The organism is Methylobacterium phyllostachyos (genome assembly GCF_900103445.1).
Classification (GTDB): Bacteria; Pseudomonadota; Alphaproteobacteria; order Rhizobiales; family Beijerinckiaceae; genus Methylobacterium; species Methylobacterium phyllostachyos.
Genome location: NZ_FNHS01000002.1, coordinates 196,027 through 218,221, shown reverse-complemented (window position 1 = coordinate 218,221; position 22,195 = coordinate 196,027). Strand labels below are relative to the sequence as shown.

19 protein-coding genes are annotated in these 22,195 nt (G+C 65.8%); 12 read left to right on the top strand and 7 right to left on the bottom strand.

What is annotated here, in order from left to right:
- Positions 1-134 precede the first annotated feature (134 nt).
- Positions 135-554 carry a hypothetical protein gene (locus BLQ49_RS03805; RefSeq protein ID WP_091713442.1) on the bottom strand — a complete coding sequence of 140 codons (420 nt, stop codon included), beginning with the start codon at positions 552-554 and terminating at the stop codon, positions 135-137.
- 418 nt (positions 555-972) lie between these two features.
- Between BLQ49_RS03805 and BLQ49_RS03800 the strand changes: the two genes are divergently transcribed.
- From BLQ49_RS03800 to BLQ49_RS03740, 12 genes are all read left to right on the top strand, one after another.
- On the top strand, positions 973-2,286 hold the full coding sequence (locus BLQ49_RS03800) for a metallophosphoesterase (protein WP_091713440.1): 1,314 nt from the start codon (positions 973-975) through the stop codon (positions 2,284-2,286).
- On the top strand, positions 2,279-3,379 hold the full coding sequence (locus BLQ49_RS03795; protein ID WP_091713439.1) for a GTPase-associated system all-helical protein GASH: 1,101 nt from the start codon (positions 2,279-2,281) through the stop codon (positions 3,377-3,379). The genes BLQ49_RS03800 and BLQ49_RS03795 overlap by 8 nt, the downstream gene beginning before the upstream one ends.
- Positions 3,376-4,389: a TRAFAC clade GTPase domain-containing protein gene (locus BLQ49_RS03790; RefSeq protein WP_091713437.1), complete on the top strand. Its 1,014-nt coding sequence runs from the start codon at positions 3,376-3,378 to the stop codon at positions 4,387-4,389. The genes BLQ49_RS03795 and BLQ49_RS03790 overlap by 4 nt, the downstream gene beginning before the upstream one ends.
- A complete protein-coding gene (locus BLQ49_RS03785; RefSeq protein WP_091713435.1) occupies positions 4,390-5,247 on the top strand; it encodes a TRAFAC clade GTPase domain-containing protein in 858 nt (285 codons plus the stop codon).
- The gene (locus tag BLQ49_RS03780) at positions 5,247-7,295 is read left to right on the top strand and encodes a GAP1-N1 domain-containing protein (RefSeq protein WP_091713433.1); all 2,049 of its coding nucleotides are present in this window, start codon (positions 5,247-5,249) and stop codon (positions 7,293-7,295) included. The genes BLQ49_RS03785 and BLQ49_RS03780 overlap by 1 nt, the downstream gene beginning before the upstream one ends.
- 351 nt (positions 7,296-7,646) lie before the next feature.
- Complete coding sequence (locus BLQ49_RS03775) at positions 7,647-8,744, top strand: hypothetical protein (protein WP_208859003.1); 1,098 nt, start codon at positions 7,647-7,649, stop codon at positions 8,742-8,744.
- Between the two features lie 424 nt (positions 8,745-9,168).
- Positions 9,169-9,723 (top strand): metallophosphoesterase, encoded by a 555-nt coding sequence (locus BLQ49_RS03765; RefSeq protein WP_091713429.1) that lies wholly within the window; start codon positions 9,169-9,171, stop codon positions 9,721-9,723.
- Positions 9,720-10,526 carry a metallophosphoesterase gene (locus tag BLQ49_RS03760; RefSeq protein WP_091713428.1) on the top strand — a complete coding sequence of 269 codons (807 nt, stop codon included), beginning with the start codon at positions 9,720-9,722 and terminating at the stop codon, positions 10,524-10,526. The genes BLQ49_RS03765 and BLQ49_RS03760 overlap by 4 nt, the downstream gene beginning before the upstream one ends.
- A 324-nt stretch (positions 10,527-10,850) precedes the next feature.
- Positions 10,851-14,195 carry a DEAD/DEAH box helicase gene (locus BLQ49_RS03755; RefSeq protein ID WP_167627616.1) on the top strand — a complete coding sequence of 1,115 codons (3,345 nt, stop codon included), beginning with the start codon at positions 10,851-10,853 and terminating at the stop codon, positions 14,193-14,195.
- Between the two features lie 298 nt (positions 14,196-14,493).
- Positions 14,494-14,823, top strand: a complete 330-nt coding sequence (locus BLQ49_RS03750) for a hypothetical protein (protein WP_244507420.1) — start codon at positions 14,494-14,496, stop codon at positions 14,821-14,823.
- 179 nt (positions 14,824-15,002) lie between these two features.
- Positions 15,003-17,048: an AAA family ATPase gene (locus BLQ49_RS03745; protein ID WP_167627615.1), complete on the top strand. Its 2,046-nt coding sequence runs from the start codon at positions 15,003-15,005 to the stop codon at positions 17,046-17,048.
- Entirely contained in the window at positions 17,041-17,244 is a 204-nt protein-coding gene (locus tag BLQ49_RS03740) for a hypothetical protein (RefSeq protein WP_091713421.1), read from the top strand. Before BLQ49_RS03745 ends, BLQ49_RS03740 begins: the two co-directional genes overlap by 8 nt.
- 349 nt (positions 17,245-17,593) lie before the next feature.
- On the opposite strand, the gene BLQ49_RS03735 is transcribed toward BLQ49_RS03740, so the two are convergent.
- The 6 genes from BLQ49_RS03735 to greA form a co-directional block, all read right to left on the bottom strand.
- The gene (locus BLQ49_RS03735) at positions 17,594-18,049 is read right to left on the bottom strand and encodes a hypothetical protein (RefSeq protein WP_091713420.1); all 456 of its coding nucleotides are present in this window, start codon (positions 18,047-18,049) and stop codon (positions 17,594-17,596) included.
- Positions 18,050-18,057: 8 nt separating this feature from the next.
- Entirely contained in the window at positions 18,058-19,062 is a 1,005-nt protein-coding gene (gene trxB / locus BLQ49_RS03730) for a thioredoxin-disulfide reductase (RefSeq protein ID WP_091713418.1), read from the bottom strand.
- 44 nt (positions 19,063-19,106) lie between these two features.
- The gene (gene trxB, locus BLQ49_RS03725; RefSeq protein ID WP_091713416.1) at positions 19,107-20,045 is read right to left on the bottom strand and encodes a thioredoxin-disulfide reductase; all 939 of its coding nucleotides are present in this window, start codon (positions 20,043-20,045) and stop codon (positions 19,107-19,109) included.
- A 12-nt stretch (positions 20,046-20,057) separates the two neighbouring features.
- Positions 20,058-21,107, bottom strand: coding sequence for a mitochondrial fission ELM1 family protein (locus tag BLQ49_RS03720; protein ID WP_091713415.1), 1,050 nt, complete (start codon positions 21,105-21,107; stop codon positions 20,058-20,060).
- A 94-nt stretch (positions 21,108-21,201) separates the two neighbouring features.
- Positions 21,202-21,702 (bottom strand): hypothetical protein, encoded by a 501-nt coding sequence (locus tag BLQ49_RS03715; protein ID WP_091713413.1) that lies wholly within the window; start codon positions 21,700-21,702, stop codon positions 21,202-21,204.
- 4 nt (positions 21,703-21,706) lie between these two features.
- A complete protein-coding gene (greA, locus tag BLQ49_RS03710) occupies positions 21,707-22,183 on the bottom strand; it encodes a transcription elongation factor GreA (RefSeq protein ID WP_208859009.1) in 477 nt (158 codons plus the stop codon).
- Positions 22,184-22,195: the final 12 nt, after the last annotated feature.

Here is a 22,195-nt window from a genome sequence, read left to right as displayed (position 1 = left end):
GGGACCGTAGCCCTACCACCGCCGTCCGCTCGCGAGGATGTCCGCCACGCTCCGTTCAGGGAGCCGCTTCATCCGAGGCCCGACCGGGCCAAACCCGCGGGTGACCATCCACGGCAGGTCCGGCCCGCACGGTCTCAGACCAGACGCTTGGAGTTGGTCACGTAGTTCCGGCCCTGGAGCGGCGAACGGTAGTAGTCCTCGTCGAGGAACTTAAGAAGCGCCTTCAGCTCGGCCTTCACCCCGGGGAGCGTCACCGCTTCCCGGCCGTTCGCCTGGACCGTTTGGACCTCGATCCCGAATTCGAGTGCGGCCCTCTGGATCTCGGCCGAACTGACGGCCGCGAGGATTCCGTTCCGGCCGATCAGCGTCACCTTCTTCCGGACCCAGGTATCCGCCATCGCGACGAAGGCTTCCTCGTCGGCGACGTGGATGCCTTCGGTGCGCGCGAAGGCACGCAACTCGGGTACGGTCGCCTCGGCGAAGTAGGCGCTGAGGTCGAGCACCTGTCGGATGGCGTGGAAGCTGAGGAACCTCAGGCTGGTCCCGACGAGCATCGCGGCGAGCCGGTCGTCGAGGGTCAGGCCGACCTCGTCGACCCTCCGGTAGGTGTCGGCCGAATGCAGCAGGGTGAAGCCGGTCGGGGATGCGGCTGCACAGCCCGCCAGATGGCCTACCGGGACCCCCGATACAGCTTCATGCGCCGGAAGCCGAGCATTGGAAGCAGGACACGCGCATCCGGTCCTAAGTCCGCGCTCGAAGGTCGCGAACCACTGCGTTAGGTCTCAGTTACCGATGGGTACTCATTCGGGTCGATGCCTGGGTGGCAAGTGGCCATTGGATGGGGCCCAGCTCCAGCCATGCCTATGACCCTTTTGGCTGACCCGCGGGAAAATCGGTCACTGCCTCGCACCAGCCTTGCATCCACACGGCGATATACGAATTGTCCCTGCCGGGACCACCGAACGGACCTTGATGCGTATCCTCCTGATCTCCGATATCCACTTCGAGAGCCCGAAATGCCTCGACCGCCACTCAGACCCTGACTGGTATTACCGGAACCAGCTCGTCTACGAGCTCAGCGGCAGGGTGGCCGAACTTGGGACCTTCGATGCGATACTGATCGGCGGCGACATCGCGTTCAAGGGCGTCGCCGAAGAGTACGCGGAGGCCCTCCGGTGGATCGACGAACTCGTCGCGGCCTGCGGATGCGAGCGTTCCCAAGTCTTCGTCATCCCCGGGAACCACGATATCGACAGGAATCGCATCAGGCGCTCTGCCGCAGTGAGGAACGCACAGGGGGCGGTCCTCGCCTCACCCCAGGGGCGGAGGAGCCGTGAGTTCAATGACCAGTGGACATCGCCGGACACCGGACGACATCTGACGGAATCCCTTGAGGCGTACAACGAGTTCGCGAAATTGTTTGGTTGCCAGATCTACGCCCCGGACCGGTTGATGTGGCGGCAGGACATCGACCTGACTGACGGCGTCAAGCTCCGCATCCATGGCATGACATCCGCCTTGTTCTGCGCGGCCGGCGTGATGCAGAATAGGGAGGAAAGGCCTGGGGACCTGTACCTGGATGCGTCCCAGTATGTCCTAGCGAGGGAGCCGGACGTCGCGAACCTCGTGTTCTGCCACCATCCGCCGAACTGGTTCAGCGACCACCGCGAATTCGAGGACGCCGTTAACGGCCGCGCCGCAATCCAGGTTTTCGGTCATGAGCATCGGAGGCGTCACTTCCCCCTGCCGACCTCTATCCGGTTCGCATGCCCCGCCGTCACGCCCCCTAAAAGCGAACAGAACTGGCAACCGGGCTTCACCGTGCTGGAACTGGACGTCCGAGGCGTTGGCACTGACCGGATGCTCCACGTCGAAGCCGAGATCATGGTCTGGCAGGAGAACCCTGATTGCTACCGACCCGTCCGCATGGAAAACGGCACGGATCGGCATGTTCAGGACATCCCGCTGCCGGCTCGCCGGTACCCAGCCCCGAGGCCGGTCGCCCAAGCCATAGCGCCGGGTACGGTGGCACCCCCGGCCGACGACCCTGTCCAGGTGGAGGCTGCCATGGGCAATCCGAACGTGAGGCATCTCATCGAACGGTTCTGGAGGCTGCCCGGCAGCATGCGACGGGAGATATCGCTCGAACTCAAGCTGATCTTGAGCGACGAGGTCTCGTTGCCGGAGCCCGAGCGTTATGGCCGAGCGCTCCTGCGGGCGGCCGAGCGGAAGCAACTCAGCGCCCTGGACGCCGCCATGGCAGCCAAGGAGGCCGTACATGGCTAAGGCCGAGCCGATGGACCCCGAGTTTCCGGGCTGGATGAGCGAGTTCGAGATCGAGCCGGACCCGAAGGTCCAGGCCGCCCGGTGGAAAGCCCTCCAAGCGGTTACGGTCAACACGCCGACGACGCAGACGGAGTGCTGGGTCAGGCTCGCCTTCGAGATGCAGCGGCTCAAGCCGGAAGACCGGGCACGTGCGGATTTCGCGGAAGCCTTCAGGAAGGCGGACCCTGCATTCGACCCCAGGCTTGAGAGGCAGCTGCAGATCCTCGCCTGCATTGGCCTCGCCCTCCGTCTTAAGACGAAGGGCGACCACGCGAACGAAGCTGCCCTCGCGATCCTAAGCGCGTGCGTCAACGGCGCACGCAATGAGATCGGGGCCCTGCATCTCGTGGAGCGCGCTAAGGAGCATCTCGAACGGGAGATACGGCGGCGGGGAGACGCCATCGCGGTCGCCAACCTCTTCGAGACGGGGGCCGGCGACCTGAACCTCACACCGACCCTGGCCAAGCTGACCCAGCCGAGTGACCCCGCTGCCGTTGCCACCACGTTGAAGGAGGTTGCCAACGCGATCCAATCCCATTTCACGCGGCTGCAGGCGGCGAGCCTCCGAGCCGCGGAAGCCGTGGATGCGGTGCTTGCCCGTCAGGAGCAGGAACTCGGGATGCACTGGTGGCTCACGGGTGGTCGAAGCACGCACCTGAAAACGCCGTTCGCGGCCATGGACGACAGGACGCGGCCGCTCGTGCTCGCTAACGAGCTGAGCGGCATGACGCAGGACCGCCTGGGTCCGGCCAGCGTCGATGCCCTTCTTTCCAGGGCGGGAGTGAGCGCGACGCGTGAAACGAACATCCCGGACGCCGTGATGGCGTGCGACCTCGAACTCCTCGACTGGCTTGAAGGGCGCAATCCATCTCCCATGACGACGCCGGTCCATTTCGCCATCTCGCGCCAAAAGGAGATGGGACAGGGCAACGAGTGGGTGGCGCCTTGGTCTAGGGTCACCGAGATTGAGGCGGAGTGCGCGATGTCGGAAATCGACCTCGCCATGCAGTTTTATCGCGAGAAACGTCTTCTCGGCTTGGCTGATAGGCAATGACCGCGGTTGCCGTCCATTCCTGCAGCAACGCCGAGTGCAACGTCCGCATCGACGGATCGTGCGCGGAGGGCCGTAGCCTTCAGGAGTGCCCCTATTACGAAACCGCCCACGATGTACAGGAGGCCGGTGCCTCCGGTGGGGCGGTCCTCGCCGAGGAGGACGACCTGGAGGCCATCGAGGAGGCGGTCCGGCTCGCGTCCGCCGAGGCGGCGGCCCATCTCCGGGAGTTCGAGGCCAGCGTCGTCGCCATCGTAGGTCCCAGCGCCGCCGGCAAGACGAGCCTTATCGCGGGCCTGTACGAGCTGTTCCTGCAGGGCCCGGTCGGCCCCTTCGAGTTCGCCGGCTCGAAGACGCTGCATGCCTTCGAGGAGGTCTGTCATGGCGCCCGGCTGGAAAGCGGCCTGGATGAGCCCGACAGCGAGCGGACGCTGTCCGGTCCCGCCAAGTTCTTCGAACTGACGCTAGGCACACCGTACCGGCTTGGAAAAAGGAAGGTGCTGATCGCCGACCGTTGGGGGGAGGATTACAAGGGCGTCGTCGACACCCACCCGCGCCCGGAGGAGTTCTTCGAGGTCGCCAGGGCGGACGTGCTGACCATGCTCGTCGACGGCCAACGCATTGTGAACCCGAGCAGCCGATACGAAGTCCCCGAGGAAGTCATCGCAACCCTCCAGGTTTTCGCGGAGGTCGGCCTGCTCGCGCGGAAGCCACACCTCGCCCTCGTCCTGACCAAGCTCGACGCCGTCATGGACGGCGGGAACGCTACGCGTGCGCTTGCAGATTTCGACCGCTTGGTCGCCCGCGTACACGACCATTTCTCAATGCATGTGGCAGGCGTTTCCCCCTACAGAACAGCCGCCTCGCCCAAGGTCGCGGGCGTAAGGCAGGGCGAGGGGTTGCCCGATTTACTCGAATGCTGGGCTAGGGGCAGGCGACCCGCCCCATACATCCGCAGGCGTTACGCTCCCCGACGCTTGATTGATGTCCTCCTGCCGTACGAGGAGGCGTAGATGCCTGAAAGCGCGGTCACCATCATCGGGTTGCCCGGCTCGGGGAAAACCACCTACTTGGCGGCTCTCTGGGCCATCCTGAACGAGCGGCCGCGGGACGCCGCCCTCCGCTTTCGGGAGCTGGGGGCCGGTGACCGCTCGTATCTTACGGAGATCGCCAGGCGCTGGCGGTCCGCCCACGAGCAGGAGCGGACACTGCCGGGCATCCGGGTGGTCACGCTTCATATGTCGGGGCCGGCGGACGAACCGGTATCCGTGACCTTCCCGGATCTCGCCGGCGAGACCTTCGTCCGCATGTGGGTGGACCGGACCTGCAGTAAGGATGTGTACGGGCACCTCGCATCGTCCGGGCTCCTGCTGTTCGTCAACGCCGACAAAATCGCGCAGGTCGCCTACATCCGCGACGCCGCGAACCTAGCTAGGCTTGTCGGCGAAACGCTGACCGCGGGCGAGCCGGTTGCTTGGGACGCCGAAACCGCGCCGACCCAGGTGCAACTCGTGGGACTTTTGGACGCGCTCCGCTCGCAGCCGTTCGAGGAGAAGCACAGGCGCGTGGCCATCGTTGTCTCGGCCTGGGACCGCGCCGAAGAGGAAGGTACGAGCCCAGAGGAATTTCTCGCCGGGCGGATGCCGCTGCTCGCGCAGTACATGCGGCAGAACCTCGCAGGCTGGGACTGGCGCGTCTACGGAGTGAGCGCGCAAGGAGGCGAGTTCGATCCTGCCGACGACCGCAAGCCCCGCGCCCCGAACGTCGACCGGCTGCGGGAGCTTTCTACCTTGGCCGAGCGGATCAAGGTGGTCGGCTCCGACGGGCAGTCCAACGACCTCACGGAGCCCTTGGCCTGGGTCCTCGGCTGATGCGTGACGGTGCTGAGATCCATCAGGCGATCCATGGCTACGCCGAGGGGCATACCCTCCTGGCCTCGTCGATCCGCCTCGACAAGCGGGACGCTCGGACGATGCTCGTCCTGAGCGACCTTGCTGGGTCGGGGGGGATAATCGGCGAGGAGGGCTACATCACCGGATATCCCCTGCCGGTGAGCGGGTATTATGTCCTGGCGAAAACATGGCTCGCCCCGGAGATGCGCAGGCCGGGATGCGTATGGACGCACTCTCTCATCATCAAGGCGGACCGACTCGACGCTATTGCGCGCCATGCCTTCCCGGACGAGCTCTTCGCCCGGCCCGAGGCTGGCTTCTACGAGCCCTATAAGGTGCCGCTGTCCCGGAGGCTGCACGGTAAGGCCGTCACCCCCATACGACCGGCTCAGGAGGCGCTCGTCAGGTCAATCCTCTCGGCCCTCTACGCCCACCCGACGAAAGGGGTCTTTTTCACGGACGCGGATCAGTCGGCCACGGCCATCGTCACGGGCGTATGGTCCCAGCAATGGACGGCGCTGAAGGCCCGCTTCCGATTCTGCACGTCGGTCGCGGCGGACCGCTCCGCGGATGGTTTACAGTTCGATCTCCAGGTGACGCGCAAGGGCCTCAGGAACCCCGCCTCGGTGCTCAAGTCGTCGCTCGACGTGCGAAAGCTGAGGATCACCCAGGCTCCTTGGCTCGACCCGGCGGTCGACGACCTCATCGGCTCGTCATCGGAGCTCTCGACGTTCTTCGACGAATGCGGACCGGTGCTGGTTGAGGGACGCGAGGCGTTCGTGCCTTTGGCGACCCTGTTCTGCTTCCTGCGGGGCGCACCGTCCGTCCCCCAGGACGAGGCGATGGAGACGCTGGAACACCCTGCCGTCGGTTCCTTGCCCGACCGGATTAGGCTCGGCGTGATCAGGCGCGCCGTCCTCGCCGCGGACGACGCGTCCTCCCGGGCAGTCGCGGCCTTCCTGGACCGGCTGGACCTCTTCGATAGCGCCGAGCGGAAAGAGGCCGCGCGGCGACTGGGACACCGTCTGGTCCGGACGGAACGCGGCCGGCTGCTGGCCATGGCCGAAGGCACGCCGGGCGAGATGGACTTCGCTTCGCAGGTCATCGACCTCGCGAGCACGAGGAATCTCGTTGAGGCAGCGATTGACGATGCCTCGTTCGCCCGCACGCTCCTAGACCGTCGCCGTGACTTGTTGGCGGACAGCCGCTTCGTGTCGAACTACCCGGACGTGGGTGCGCTCCTGTCTCTGGCGGGACAACTGGACGATGCTGGTAAGGAGGTCGTGATAGGGGCCTTGCTGCGGTCCGGTCGGAGCGACGTCGACGTACGTCGGTTGCGCAGGGTCGACGGGCGCGCGTTCTGGAAGGTCCTCAAAGACCTAGCGCGAGGCGGCGAGCTGCCCGACAGGTTGTATGCTTCCAACCTCGTGCGCCAACTCTGCGACGATATCGGCCTGATCACGTCGGATCTGTCCGCCGGCCTCGTCACGTCCGCGCCGGCGCTGGAAGCCATCTGCCATGCCACGTGGCCGGACCAGATCTTCAACGACTACGGCGCGGACCCATGGCTGGCCGCCTTGGAGGGGCTGCCGAAGGATGAAACCTTCGGCGACAAAACCTTCGTCATGGCTTTCAGCTTTTGCAGGGCACTGGGCTGGCGGACGAGACAACCTATCGAACTCGCGGCGCTCGCCCTTCCTGGCATCTACGAAGTGGCCAAGCGCGGTGCCCTCCCGCCGGCGGCTCGCTCCATGTTGGACAACAAGCTTCCGGGCTCCTACGTTCACAGATGGGATATGTGTAAACGCCTGCGGCGTGCCGTGTCCGACCTTTTCATCGATAAACGCGGCTCGCCATCGGTCTACCTGCACCTGCTGGAGGATGACGGCGACTTCGTTGCGCTCGTCGAAGAGACCGCAGACCGGTACGGTGGACGAACTTTTCTCAAGGATGTTAGGCGACATCTCAAGTGCGTCGACCGGCCGGAGAAGCTGAAACTTAAGATTGTTGAGCTTGCCCTCGACTGAACCCGGGGCATCCGGTCTCCGGTCAGATGGCGGCTCCCGCCGTCGCGCCGGGCTGACCATCGTGGCCTGTGCACCCCCCCAAGCGTCCCAAGGCATCCTCACGTATCCACTGCAGTCAGTGAAGATGCGCCGCGGGACTGCATTGATCAAAAAATAGCATGCGATGCTAGGTATTGATTGGGCCAATGGTAAGAAAAAGTTTTGCGCTTCGCTGGTCAGGAGCAAGCGAAAGCTTTGGTCATTATGGATACTGGTCCGCGCTATCACGCTCGGCATAGGGGAGTCCCGCCTCGTTTCCGGCCTTGAGTTAAGGTTTGCGGCACGCGAGAATGGGTGTGGGAACAGCGGAAATTGGCGACCAAACAGATGGCAAAAGCCCCAACCAAGAGGGACCCAGCGAAGACAGCCCGCAACAAGATGATTGCGACAATGTCAAAGCAACTACAGGATCTTCTACCATCAGTCTTAGCGCAGACTAAATTTCCACACCTGCAGTCGTTAAACGCGACGATTGGTCACCGTACCGACGAATTTATTGATCTAAAGAATGAGATAATAAACAGTCCAGAGCATTACACCCTTCTATGGATGGATGGTTTCGACAAAGCCCGGTCTAAGGGCATATTTGAAAATTCGCACGATCAACTTTTCAATATCATCAAATCATCACCAGCTATGCAGGAGTATCTGGATATATTTTTGAGGCGCTCCTACTTAAAACACTACGACGAGCTACATAAGCGTCGCCCAACTGTCGATGAAGCAGAAATCTGGATCGGCCAAAACCACGCTGACTACGGCCTTCTAGTTTCGCCTAGATTTGTAAATGGCCATTGGGAGAACGATAAGAGCGAAATCAGGAGTTTCAAGCCGAAATACTGGACTATTGGGCACGTTTTGCAAACAGGACTTGTCATTCCGGACAAAGATAAGCGGATCACGTTCACAACTGCAAATGACTATCTAAACTTCTTCGAGCATAGCATGGTTCGAGGAACTGCCTCGCCTCATCAAAGGGCAATTGCCGAACTCTACGTCGAATATGTGAAGGCGGCCGATGCCCCAAAGGATGTCCCACTTTTATTACCGGAATTGCGTTACGATGGACGAGTGCCAAAACATAAGTATCGCTTGGACTTCGCCGTAATCGATCCGGCCACCATGGACAAAGTTGGCTTCGAATTGTCGCCGTGGTCAACCCATGGGAAATTGACCGGGGTCAAAACAAAAACCCAGAAAGAAGTCAACGAAGAGGCATCTGCCAACTTTGACAAGGAAATGTCAAAACATAAGGACTTCTTCCGTAAGCATGGCGTTTTTGCGCTTATATATACGGACGTTGACTTGAAGTCGCCGGAAGTTATATTTGGCGATATTGAGAAATATCTTGCGAAGAAATCCGGCGCGAAGCAGCTTAGCTTCAAGTTTGTCAAAGACTATTTTAAATGATGAAAAGTATCGCCGCATGGCGGTATTGGCGGCTTCTTAATAATTTTATAGTAAAATATGTCGATAGTTAAAGTGCGGGACGCAACGGCGGCAAAACCCTGGACCAGATCGTCGATCACATGGCCCACGACGACCTTGTGGGCTGGGGCTGGAAAACCGACAAGGGGCGCAAGCCCGTCCCCGGGACCCACGCCGGCTTCGGCGACCTCATCAAAGCTTGAGCGGAGAGCGGAGCCGCTTGTCCGGCGACCTAGGGGTTCGGATGTGGATCCATCGGGTCTGGGGTTGCGCCGACGCCACGGACCCGACACGGTAGGCGTTCCTTTGGAGTGACTTTCATGAAACACGCGAGCCAGCACCCGACCGATTGATCGCCGGAGTGCCGCCGTCCGCGTGGCGAGCCTCCGCAACCCGCGAGGCTCACGTGTCACGTCACCTCTTCGTTTCCGATACGCATTTCGGCCACCGAGCCATCCTCTCACCCAGGATGCAGTCCCCCCGTACGTTCGCTTCCATCGAGGCGCACGACGAGACGTTGATCGCGCGGTGGAACGCCGCCGTTCGGCCGGAGGACACCGTCTGGCACCTCGGCGACTTCTCCTACCGCTGCAGCGAGGACTACGCACGCTCCGTTTTCGGTCGTCTCAGGGGGAGATACCGCTTCCTCGTCCGGGGCAACCATGACCGCATCTCGGTACGCCTGCCCTGGGACGGGATCTTCGATGTCGCTCGGGTGGCGGTGCCCGACCCCGCGACCGGCACCACCGTCGGGCTGTTCCTTTTTCACTACGCCTGCCGGGTCTGGCCTCGCATGCACCGCGGTGACCTGCACATCTACGGCCATTCCCATGGGACGCTGCCGGGTACCGCCACCAGCACCGACGTCGGCGTCGATTGCTTCGGCTTCCGGCCCGTTACCCTCGACGAGATCCGCGTCCGTCTGCACGAGAACGCCCGCTCGTTGGAGGATGGGCCATGACCACTCGCAGGCTCTGGGTCTTCAGCGACCTGCACCAGGACTGCCCGGAGAACGCTTGGGACCCGGCCGCCCACGAGCCGCCGGACGGCTTCGACGTGGCGGTGGTCGCCGGCGACGTGCACATGCCGCTAGCACGCGCGCTCGATTGGCTCGGCGAGCGCCTGCCCGGCGTGCCGGTCGTCTACGTCCCGGGAAACCACGACTTCTGGTGGGACCGCGGGGAAGAGCGCTACACCATCCACGATCAGGTCGCCCGGGGACGGGACCGGGCCGCCGCGCTCGGCATCCATCTGCTGATCGACGATGCCGTACTGCTCGACGGCATCCGCTTCCTGGGCGGCACCCTGTGGACCGACTTCCGGCTCGGCTCCTTCTCGCTGACACACGCCTTCCGCACCGCCCAGGGCCGCGACGGCATGGTGGACTACCGCCGCATCCGCACCGGGCATCGCTCGCGCGACCGGATCGAGCCCGAGGAGGTCCTCGCCATGCACCGGGCGACCCGCGCCTTCCTCGGCGCCGAGCTCGCCCGTCCGCACGACGGCCCGACCGTGGTGGTGACCCACCACGCCCCACACCCGGACAGCTTGGCGGACCCGCACGCCCACCTCGCTTGGTGCTATGCCTCCGACCTAACGGGGCTGATCGAGGAGCGCGGCCCGAACCTGTGGGTCCATGGGCACGCGCACCGGCACATCGACTATTGGATTGGTCGTACCCGCGTCGTCTGCAACGCGCGCGGCCGCGTCGAGGGGCGGACAGACTTCGTGCCAGGCTACGTTGTGGATGCCGTCTTTTCCTGACCGCGACACGGGTCCAAGACAACGTCAGTGAACCTTCGCTCGGTCGGCTGCGAAATGGCCCACACCGGCTTCCTGCGCACGTCTGTTCGGGCACCATGCAGCCGCGGCGCTAGGCTTCGCGATAGGTCAGGGGCCACGCCGGTTCGTTAAAGCCGCCTTCATCCCCAGCAGTGCTTGGCCACGGACGCGAACGAAAGGTGGACGGCTCGTCGTAAGTCCTTGAAATGCCGAGCACCGACTTGCATGCTCGACGATGGGGCCGTCCCGGGGGATTCACCTCTTCGCAACGCCAGCGATTCCAGGTCGCCGAGGGGGCGGCACAGGATGCTCGATCTTTTCGCGCATGATGTCGAGGGTCGTCTTCCCGCGGAGTACATCCGGCACGGCCGGGTGGTCGGCAACTTGGTCTCACAGTTGCGGGCCCCACCCTTCGCCTGCTCGATGCGCTGCGTCGAGAGACAGGTACGAGGGCGGCGCATGTACGTCGGCGACGCGTCGAATGGGCAGAGGATAGCCCTTCTTCCACGGTCGCTGCAGAAGCCGAAGGACTGTGCCAAGGGGGTCGTCGTCGGCGATATCGCGGGATACGGCGAGATAGAGGGCGCCCTTCGGCGTGCTGGGACGAGGTGGCATGGCGCCCGTCCGCAGGACCCCGGCAAGGACACCACGGCCGCGTGCTCCGACGTCCACCGCGAGATCCGCGAGACCTGGGTCGACGCGTTGCGCCTCGTCCCTGAGAAATACGATGGCGATGAACTGGTCTCGCCCGGTTTCAGGCCTCCCCAGATTGGGGCCGTCCATGCGGTCAAGGCACACTGGATCGTCTCGAACGAACCCGCGACGCTGGTCATGCCAACCGGCAGCGGAAAGACCGAGACCATGTTGGCCTTGCTCGTCTCTGAGCCGATTGAGAGACTGCTGGTGGTGGTCCCGACCGACGCCCTGCGGACCCAGGTCGCCGGCAAGTTCGCGGATTTCGGGGTACTCAAACGGACCGGCTGCTTGAGCGCGGACGCCGCGTATCCGGTGGTCGCCGTCATGAAGAAGGCACCGACGACGATCGCCGACGCCGAGGCGCTGTTCCTGCGGGCCCAGGTGGTCGTCACGACCATGGCATCCATGTCGCGCCTGGACGCGGACATCCAGGTCAGGGTCGCCGAACTCGTCACCCACCTATTCGTTGACGAGGCGCATCACATCGGGGCGGACACCTGGAAGGCGCTCAAGGGCCGGTTCACCCAGAAGAAGCGCAGCATCCTTCAATTCACGGCCACGCCCTATCGGAACGACAATCGCCGCGTCGACGGCAAGTTCATCTTCGCCTACCCCCTGCGCCGGGCCCAGGAGGACAGGCTGTTCACGAAGGTGAACTACGAGCCCATCTTCGAAAACCGGCAGGACCGAGCCGACCTCGCTATCGTCGGGCACGTCGGGGCGGCGCTGGCCCGTGACGATGCGGAAGGGTTCGTCCACCTGGCGATGGCCCGCACGGATACCATCGCCCGGGCCCAAGCCCTCCTCGAACTCTACAGGGAGCGGCTGCCCGAGTATCCCTCGGCCCTCGTTCACAGCAAGATGCGCCCGAACGAGCGCGCCGCCGTCCTGGAAGACCTGCGGGAGCGAAGGATCAGGATCGTCGTGTGCGTCGATATGCTCGGCGAGGGCTTCGACCTGCCCCGGCTCAAGATCGCCGGCCTCCACGACCGGCAAGCCAGCGAAACCATCACCCTCCAGTTCATCGGGAGGTTCACGCGAAGCCAGAAGGGCCTTGGCGAGGCGACCGTGATCGCCGCAGTCTCCCTGAAGGACCCGAGGGAATGGCTCAACGCCCTCTACCGGGAGGACGCCGACTGGAACCATCTGCTGCAGTTGCGCAGCGCCTACAAGACGGAGCGCCAGAGGCGGAGGGAGGCCTTCTACATCGGCCTGGACAACAGGTTCGACCACATCCCCGAGGAGGCGATAGCCCCGCGGCTGAGCACGTTCGTCTTCCGGACGAAATGCGACCGATGGGAGCCGCACGCCCTGACCAAGCTCGAACGCGGGAGGGTCCTCGTCGTCGAGGAGCCCGTCGTCCAACCCGAGTTGTCGCTGGTGATGATGGTGACGCGGCACGAGGACAAGTTGCGATGGGCGCGGGTCATCAGCCCGACGAACGTCGTCTACAACCTCATCATGGCGCACTGGGATGCCGACCGGGGCCTCCTCTACGTCCATAGTTCGACCGTGGAGGGCATCCAGCACGAGATCGCCAAGCTCCTGGCCGGCCCGGACGTTGTGCCGCTAGGGGGCGAAGACGTCTTCCGCGTCCTCCACGGCTTCCGGCGGGTGATGCTGACGAACCTGGGGGTCAAGGAGACCGACGCGAAGCCCGTGCGGTTCCAGCTCTCGGCGGGCATCGACATCACCGAGCAGTTGGAGAGGATGACCGACAACCGGACCAGGGTAAAGACCAACCTCTTCGGCACCGGTTTCCTGGACGAACCCGTATTCCCGGACGAGGACGACGACCTGGTCGAGCCCGCCAAGAGGAGCATCGGATGCTCCACAAAGGGTAAGGTCTGGTCTCAGGACGCCACGGTGCACCCCGGCGAATGGGTCGACTGGTGCCGTCAGGTCGGCCCCAAGATCGTCGACGAGACCATCACCACCGAGATGGTGCTCCGGAACGTGCTGCGGCCGAGGCGGCAACAGGTCCGCCCGGACGGCAAGGTCCCGATCTCGGTCGAATGGCCGGAAAGCGTCCTCCAGGGCGACGAGGAGCGAGTGGAGCTCCTGTTCGACGGTCATGCCGTTCCGCTGGCGGATTGCGACATCGAGTTGACCGGTCACGAACCCACCGGACCCATCGCCTTCCGAGTTGCCACCGAGGCGCGCGAGGCTCGCTTCACCCTCGACATCCGCGAGGGTTCGGCGGTGTTCGGCCAGGTCGGCCAACCCGTCCGGGTCAGGCGCGGCGAACGGGAAAGGTCGATCACGGACCTGTTTCGTGAGGACCCGGTCACGGTGAGGTTCACGGACGGGGCCACGCTTATCGGGGCGGACCTGGCGGAGTCCCCCGGTGACGACGTCCCGTTCTTCGACCTCGCGCTCATGAAGGCGCTCGACTGGACCGGAGTGGACCTGCAAAAGGAATCGCAAGGGCCTGGCCGGGACCCGACCAGCATCCAGCACGCCGTCATCGAGCGTCTGAAGGCGAGCCCGGTGCCCTACGAGCTGATCTTCGATGGGGACGGATCGGGCGAGGTCGCCGACGTCGTCGCGGTCAGGCGCCAGGGGCGGACGCTCGACGTCGAATTGTACCACTGCAAGTATTCGATGAAGCCTACGGCGGGAGCCCGGGTGGACGACCTCTACCCGGTTTGCGGCCAAGCGATGAAGTCGGTTCGCTGGGCCGACCCGCGCAGCAGGTTCCTGCACCAGATACGGCGGCAGGAGGAAAACCGCCGCGCGAGCGGCGGAACCCGCATCGAAATCGGCGGTCGCGCCCTGATCGACGATTGGCTGACCAACAGGCGCGACTTCACCACGCGCTTCAAGGTCGTCGTGGTGCAGCCTGGGTACCGGAGATCGAAGGCCGACGTGAAGCACCTTCCGATCCTCGGAGCCGTGAGCGGCTACCTGATGTCGACCTATCGGATCGGCTTCGAGTTCTGGGCCAACGAATAGCTCCCCGGTCGCGACGACCGCCGGCCGTGGCATCAACGACGACGGCCATCCACAAGCACCCGCCTCGGACAGGCGTGAATGTTGCTGTGTTGGGCCTATCGGCTTGACGCCGCCGGTATCGGTTGCCAGTTTGTTTCATCCCTGGACAGACCCCGTCCGAGCGCGAGACCATAGTGTCCCATCCCCTGCGCCTCATACGGATAGCGCCGCCGGCAGCCCGCCGGACCACGCTTTCCCTTCACGCCCAGCAGGGGGCCTAACCGACGCGTGTCGTCCGGCGGCCCCGATGGAGGCCGCCTTGTCAGACATCGTCGACGCCGACGCCGCGCCAGCCCGCACGCCTTCCCAGTCCTTCGCCGCGCCTCCGCCGGACACCGAGGACCCCGCCCGCCAAATCGGGGAAATCTTCAAGCGGCTTAGTGGCTGCCATGCCGTCTATGGCGAAACGGGCTTCACGCGCATCGTCGCAGCCGTGCTCGTCGCCCTCGGCAGGGCCGCCATGGAGGAGTCCGAGCGGCAGGCCCTGCGCCTGCGGGAGCGGACCACCCCGGCAGGCCCCGGCATCAGGGTCTCGGCAACGGCCCGTCGCGTCGACTTCGACGGGTGGGACCCCGGCGAGCGCGACTGAACCCGCAGCCCTGACATCTAAGGAGCACCCCATGCCCGACCGCCTGAAAGGCATATCGCGCACCGCCGGCCGCCTCCCGGGGCCGCCGGCCATGCCCTGCCTCACCCGATCCGAGAAACCCCGAGGGGCCTGACCGGCGCGCCATGGATGCGCGCGGCGGCCCCGTTCCGGAGGCCGCCATGACCAGTTCCAGGAAGAATTCCTCCTTCTCGCTTCTCGACCATGCCCTCCGTGTCGCCCGCCAGGCCGATGAGGGCCGGTTCCCCGACGAACCCGGTTTTCGCGTCGAGGAAGTCGACCTCTCATCGAAGGCCGACGACCACGCCGCCTTCCTTAACGCCAACTCCGTCCCGCGCATGCTCGCGACCGCCCTGCTGATGGAGGCCCTGTCGGATCGCGACCTGGCAGCCATCCAGGCGCGCAACGGCCTCGCGGTGGTGGTCGAGGTCGCCCATTCCGAAATGGTCGCGCCGGTCGCCGACGCACTCCGTGCCGCCGGGGTCTTCTCCGATATTTTCCAGCGCTGGGGCGGGAGCAAGAGCCAGGACAGACCAGATAACGGTGGAGACAAGGTCGCCGGCATCCTGGGAAGCGGCGGCAACGTGGCCGGCGTCTCACCGGCACCGGCCCGCTACCTGCCCTCGAACCTCAACGCCGGCGCGGACATCCGCCTGACCCTGGGCGCGCCTACGCCGGCCGCGGTCAGGACGGTCATCGCGCTGGTCACCGGTAGTCGCGCCAGGAAGCTCCCGCCCCTGGCCGGCTTGGGCTTCCTCGACGTCTGCTCGGCGATCCGCCGCAACTCGACCGCCGGGGCTTGCGCGAGGCGGCTCGCCGCGATGGTGGAGGCCAAGCGGGCCGTGGTTGCGACGAGCGACGCCCCGCCCTTGGCGCTGACGCACGGCTACGGCGAGGCCAAGGAATGGGGTTTGGCCCTCGCGGCCGCGGTCGAGGACTGGCGCTCAAAGGGCATTCCCTGGTCGGACGCCGTCAAGGGTGACCGCGCGGTCGTGTTGGGTGGCCCGCCCGGCACTGGCAAGAGCAGTTTCGCGGTCAGTTTAGCCAAGAGTTTGAAGCTTAACTTGCACGTTACCAGCGCATCGGCTTGGTTCGTGAACGGCTCAGGTTATCTGGGCGACGTAGTAAAGGCTATCACTTCTACGTTCCAGGAGGCATCTGCAAACGGTCCTGCAGTGCTCTTCATTGACGAAATCGACGGCGTTCCGTCGCGTGATAGCGTAGACCCGAGATATAGGGATTTTTGGAGCCCCGTGATCGGGTGCTTGTTGCAGGAAATTCAGTCTGCGGCTTCCTCAAGCGCGAACCTGATCCTGGTGGCCGCGACGAACTACCCCGAGAGGCTCGACCCGGCACTTGTGCGTCCGGGCCGTCTCAACCGCGTGCTCCGGATCGGGCTGCCGGACGCGGAGGCCATCGTCGGGATCCTCGGTCAGCATCTCGGAGACGATGCGCCCGCCGGCGCCGACATGACGCCGCTCGGCATCCTTGGCGTCGGCGCTACCGGGGCCGACGTCGCCGGGTGGGTCGGGGCTGCCCGGGCGGCCGCCCAGGCCGCGTGCCGCCCGGTCACGATGGACGACCTCATCCGGCAGGTCTGCCCGCCGGAAACGCGCCCGCCCGAGATCGTCCGGGCGATTTCCCGCCACGAGGCCAGCCATGCCGTGCTCGGGGAAGTCACCGCATCCTCGACGGTGGATGTCGTGACCATCGTCGAACGCGGGTCGTTTGCCGGTAGCGCGACCTTACGGCTCCGCCATCCCACAATGATGACGCTGGCCCAGATCGACGCCCTGGCGTTGACGCAACTCGCCGGCAGGGCGGCCGACGAGCTCTGGGGCGAGCCGACGTCCGGTTCCGGGGGCGGGCAGTCCAGCGACCTCGCGGCCGCAACCAACCTGCTGGCGTCCAAGAGGGCTTCGTGGGGGCTGGCGGGTTCCCTCCTGTACCGCGGGGACCGTACGGAGGTGCAGGCGCTGCTCCGGACCGACGTCGTTTTCCGGGACGAGGTCCGGCGCGATCTCGACCGGGTCTATGCCCTGACCGTCCGTCTGGTCCGTGAAAACATGGGAAGGATCGAACGCGTCGCCGACCGCCTCGTCGAGCGCCGCGTCCTCGGCGGGAACGAGGTCCGCGCGATCATCGCGGAAACCCCGGCATCGCCCGTGGACGACGCGACGACCGCCGAGGGAGTCCCCCATGCATGAGGATGTCGATGCTCGCATCGCCGAGGTCATCGTGGGGTTGGTCCGCTTGTCCCGGCTGCTCCCGCCCGAAGACCTGGACAATCTCCTCGGGGCCGTCGCCGTCGAGGTCGAGACCGGGATGGAACTCGTCGAGGAACGCCGCCTGACACGCCGGGTGGACGGGAACGTCGTGACCTTCCCGGGAACGCGCGGCTGATCGGCGGGCACGCTTTACCGGCCCTTGATCGGCCCACCGACCTGCGTCGCGACAGCGCAATGGCCGGGAGCCGGTGACGTCGCACGACGGAAAGCGATTGGCACGTGGAGGCAGGGGTGCTGTCCCAGCACCCCTGCCTGTCCGGCGAGGACGGGGGTAGCAAGTGCCAGGGCGAGGGGGCGGGAGGGGGATCGCCCGGCCTGCACAAGCCATAGGCGCGGAAGGCCGGGGATACCCGCCCCCTCGGCGGCGAAGCCGCGGACCCTGGCGCGCGCGAGGGGCGAAGCCCCTTAGCCTCCCGCAGGCTGGGGCGGTGCGACGTCGTGGGCATTGCGCGGTGGCGAGCCTGTCACTCCTGTTCGGGATTGGGATAGGCGATGGGCGCGTCCCGCCTGGACGCCCTTGGGAACACGGCCTCGAACCACGCCGTGTCCAGGGCGGCGTCGATCTCACGCCGGTCATCATCGTCCATCATCGCGCACAGGGACTCGGGCGGGCAGCACGTCCACTCGCCGACGTCGCGCTCGCACCGTATCGCCACGAGCGACCGGCCGATGGGGTCGGGGAAGACACCGAAGGCGTCGACCAGGGCCCGGTCCGGCCGCTCGACGCACCAGTGGACCGGCCAAGTTCCCTTGCGCCCGAGTTGGAGCACCCGCCAACCGGTCCACTCGTGCATCCGTGCCGCGAGGGCGGCGCACTCGCCCTCGCCCCATTTTCGCGCGAGGGCCTCGACCTCCACGGGGTCGAAGCCGAGTGCCGCGACCCCGGCGAAGTCGCGCTTACGGATGCGCGGCTGGCTCATCCCGCCGCTCAGTCGTAGGCGCCGATCATCTCGGGCTCGCGCAACTCCTCGGTCCGCACCTTCGGGTCCGGCGAGTGCTCGGCGAGGAACTTCTCGGCCTCAAGCGCGGCCATGCAGCCCATACCGGCGGCCACCACCGCCTGGCGATAGACGAATTCGGCGCAATCGCCCGCCGCGTAGACACCCTCCACGTTCGTGCGCGTCGTGCCCGGCACGATCTTGATGTAGCCACCCTCCAGCAGTTCGAGCTGCCCGGTGAAGAGCTTCGTGGCGGGGTCGTGCCCGATGGCGACGAAGAGGCCGTCGGCCTTGACCTCCCGCGTCCCGCCGCCCGCGACGTCCCGGAGCCTGACGCCGGTCATCGACTTGACGGGCTCGCGCTTGCCGAGGATCTCGTCCACCGAATGGTTCCAGATGACCTCGATCTTGGGGTTGGCGAACAGGCGGTCCTGCAGGATCGGCTCCGCGCGGAAGCGGTCGCGCCGGTGCACGACGGTGACCTTCGAGGCGAGGTTGGCCAGGTACAGGGCCTCCTCGACCGCGGTGTTGCCGCCGCCGACGACGACGACCTCCTTGCCCCGGTAGAAGAAGCCGTCGCAGGTCGCGCAGGCGGAGACGCCGGCCCCGTTGAATTCCATCTCGGACGGTAGGCCGAGCCAGCGGGCCTGGGCTCCCGTGGCGGCGATCAGGGTATCCGCGACGTAGGTGTCGCCGCCGTCGCCCTGCGCGACGAAGGGGCGCTTCGACAGATCGACCGACACGATGGTGTCGAGGATGATCTGCGTGCCGACGTGCTCGGCCTGGGCCCGCATCTGCTCCATCAGGTCGGGTCCTTGGACCGCCGTCGCGAAGCCCGGGTAGTTCTCGACGTCCGTGGTGATGGTCAGTTGGCCGCCGGGCTGGATGCCCGTGACGAGGATGGGCTTCATGTTGGCGCGCGCGGCATAGATGCCCGCGGTGTAGCCGGCCGGCCCGGCCCCGATGATGAGGACCTTCGTCTTGTGCGTGGTCATGGCGAACTCGGAGTTGGGGGAGACGGTGATGCCTTGAAGGTGCTCTAAGCTGCAGCTTCTAGGGCAGCCGTCGGGAGGTCGTCGTTCGCAGCCGGGGCATTCGAATACACACGCATCCGGGGCTCCCCTGGTTCAGAGAACACCTCGAAGACCCCCGGGATGTCGGTCTCGGTGGTACCGGGCTTCACGCTGAGGTAGCCACCGTGGCGCATGGGAAGCTGACCCTCGAAGATCGCCGTAGCTGGCTGGTGTCCGATCGCGACGAACACGCCGTCAGCCTTCACCTCACTGATCGCGCCGGAGCGGGGATCCTTGAGCCGGACATGGGTGACGGTCGGGGCGGGCTTCTGCACGCCGCAGATCTCCGCGATTTCCCGGTGCCACAGAACCTCGACATTCGGGTGCTTGAACAGGCGCTCCTGCAGGATCCGCTCGGCCCGGAACGCGTCCCGGCGGTGGACGACGGTCACCTTGCTGGCGATGTTGGCGAGGTACAGGGCCTCCTCGACAGCAGTGTTGCCGCCGCCGACCACCACGACCTCCTTGCCGCGGAAGAAGAACCCGTCGCAGGTCGCGCAGGCCGAGACACCGCCACCCTGGAAGGTCGCCTCGGAGGGGATCCCGAGCCACTTGGCCTGGGCGCCGGTGGCGATGATCAGCGCGTCGCAGGAATAGGTCTCGCCCGAATCGGCCTCCAGCCGGAACGGCCGCTGCTTGAGATCGACCTTCGTGATGTACTCGGAGACGATCCGGGTGCCGACATGCTCGGCCTGGAGTCGCATCTGCTCCATCAACCAGGGCCCCTGGATCGCCTCGGCGAAGCCCGCATAGTTCTCGACATCCGTGGTGATCATGAGCTGGCCGCCCGGCTGGAAGCCCGAGATCAGCAGCGGCTCCACCATGGCACGGGCCGCGTAGATCGCCGCCGTGTAACCGGCGGGCCCCGAGCCGATGATCACCAGCTTCGCGTGGGTGTGGGCCATCTCTGGGTCTCCTCAGGCGCGGTCGGCCGTGCGGTGCGCAGCATAAGCGTTCGCGAGCGCCCCGGCGATCACCGGCGTCGCATCGATGGGCTTGTACGACAGGTCTACCAACTGACCCGTAAAGGGCCGGAGCGCTCCGGCGATCGCCAACCCGGCGAACATCCGCCGATGCCGGATATAGGTACGCGGCAGATCGAACAGCAGGACCGGCGCGCCGGTGGCGACGGCCTCGCTCACCATGTTGGCCGAGTCCGAGGTGACCACGATCGCCTCGGCCAGCGCCAGCATGCCCACATAGGGATTCTCTCCGCTCCCGTCCCAGAGAAAGCCGCCGGTCTCGGAGGTCAGCGCCCTCACGGCGTTTCGGAGCGGATCGGGGGTCCGGCGGGAAATCGTCACCATGAGCCGGCAGCCCTGCTCCACCAGGTTCCGCAGGTCGCCGACGAGGCGGATCATATCGGTCTTGCGGTAGCTCAGATGCCGGCTGTCGCCGCCGACGAGCACGGCCACACGCGGCCCGTCGAGGCGGGCGAGGCGCGGATCGGGCCGGGCGCGGGCCGCCGCGAGGCGCGCCGCGGTCACGAGATGGGGCGCCGTCAGCGTCGTGAACACGTTGGGCCCACGCAGGTCGTCGTAATCCGGCACCCAGATGAAGTCGGCGCTGTCCTCGCCGGTACGCGGATCCTTGAGAAAGGCCGTGAAGGTGCGGCCGCCGGTGGCGCGCCGCACGGCCCGCAGATAGGGCACGGACCGGCGTCCCGAGGCGATCAGGATGTCGGGATAGGGTCCGGACAGGGCGCCGGCGCGGCGCCGTGGGCCCTCGCGCGGGTCGATCGGTCCCCAGGGCGCCATCCAGCCGAACGGCCCGGAGGCTGGCACCTGCCGGATCTCGAAAGCGAGGCCCAGCGTCTCGGCGATGCCGACGCACTGGTTCTCGTCGCCAGCCTTGCCGTCCGTGACGATCCAGGCGCGGGCGTGGGCGAGTTCGGGGAGGGGTTCGGATCGCGCGTCCGGGCGGTTGCGCAGGGCGGGTTTCGCCGCCGTCACGTCGATACTTTCCATGCTCCTCACCGGAAACGCTTCGCCGCGGGCTGACTTCCGACCGCGGCAGATAGCCTGCTGTCGCGGTCGCGGGCCGAAGGCGGCTGGGGGCGCATCAATCCCGCGGCAGATCCCGCGCGAGCCACTGAGCGTAGATGTCGGCGATCGCCGCCAGCCGGCGCCCCTCGAATTGCGGATCGTACCACGCGCCACCGTAGCTTGACGGCGTCGCGGTCATCTGCGGGTGCCGGCCGAGGATCTGGCCCTTGGCCCCGACGAGCAGCGCCTCGCCTTCCAGGTAATCGGTCTGGAAATTACCGCCCAGGCCGGGCCGCGCGCCGCTGCCGGCATAGGGCCGCAGCGAGAGGCCGCTCACCACGACGATGAGGCGTGGCCCGCGTCCGCCGATCCGATCCGAGAAGTTCTTGCGCAGGGCCTCGGTCAAATCGGCCGCCAGCGCCTCCGCCTGCAGGCCGGCGCCCTTGTCGCGCAGGGGTCGCACATCGACGCGGATGTCGGAGAACTGCGCCGTCGGCGGAAAATCATCCGCCGCCGCGGACCCCGCGGCGGCGAGCAGGATCAGCCCGGCAAGCCGGCCCGAGAAGCGCAAACGCATACCCTCAGCCACCATACCGGACGGCGACGACCTCGTAGGACTTGCCGCCGCCCGGCGTCGTCACCTCGACGGTGTCGCCGACTCCCTTGCCGATCAGCGCGCGGGCGATCGGGGAGGTGATCGAGACCCGGCCCGAGCGCACATCGGCCTCCGGCTCGCCCACGATCTGGTAAGTCTTCTCCTCCTCCGTGTCCTCATCGACGAGTTTCACGGTGGCGCCGAACTTGATCTTGCTGCCCGAGAGCTTGGTGACGTCGATGATCTCGGCGCGCGCGATCATGCTCTCCAATTCCATGACGCGGCCCTCGTTGTGGGACTGCGCCTCTTTGGCGGCATGGTACTCGGCGTTCTCCGACAGGTCGCCCAGCGCCCGCGCCTCGGCGATCGCCTGGATGATGCGCTGACGCTCCACCTGCTGGCGGTGTTTCAGCTCCTCTTCGAGGGCTGCGAAGCCGCGCACCGTGATCGGAACCTTGTCTATCGCCATCGTCTC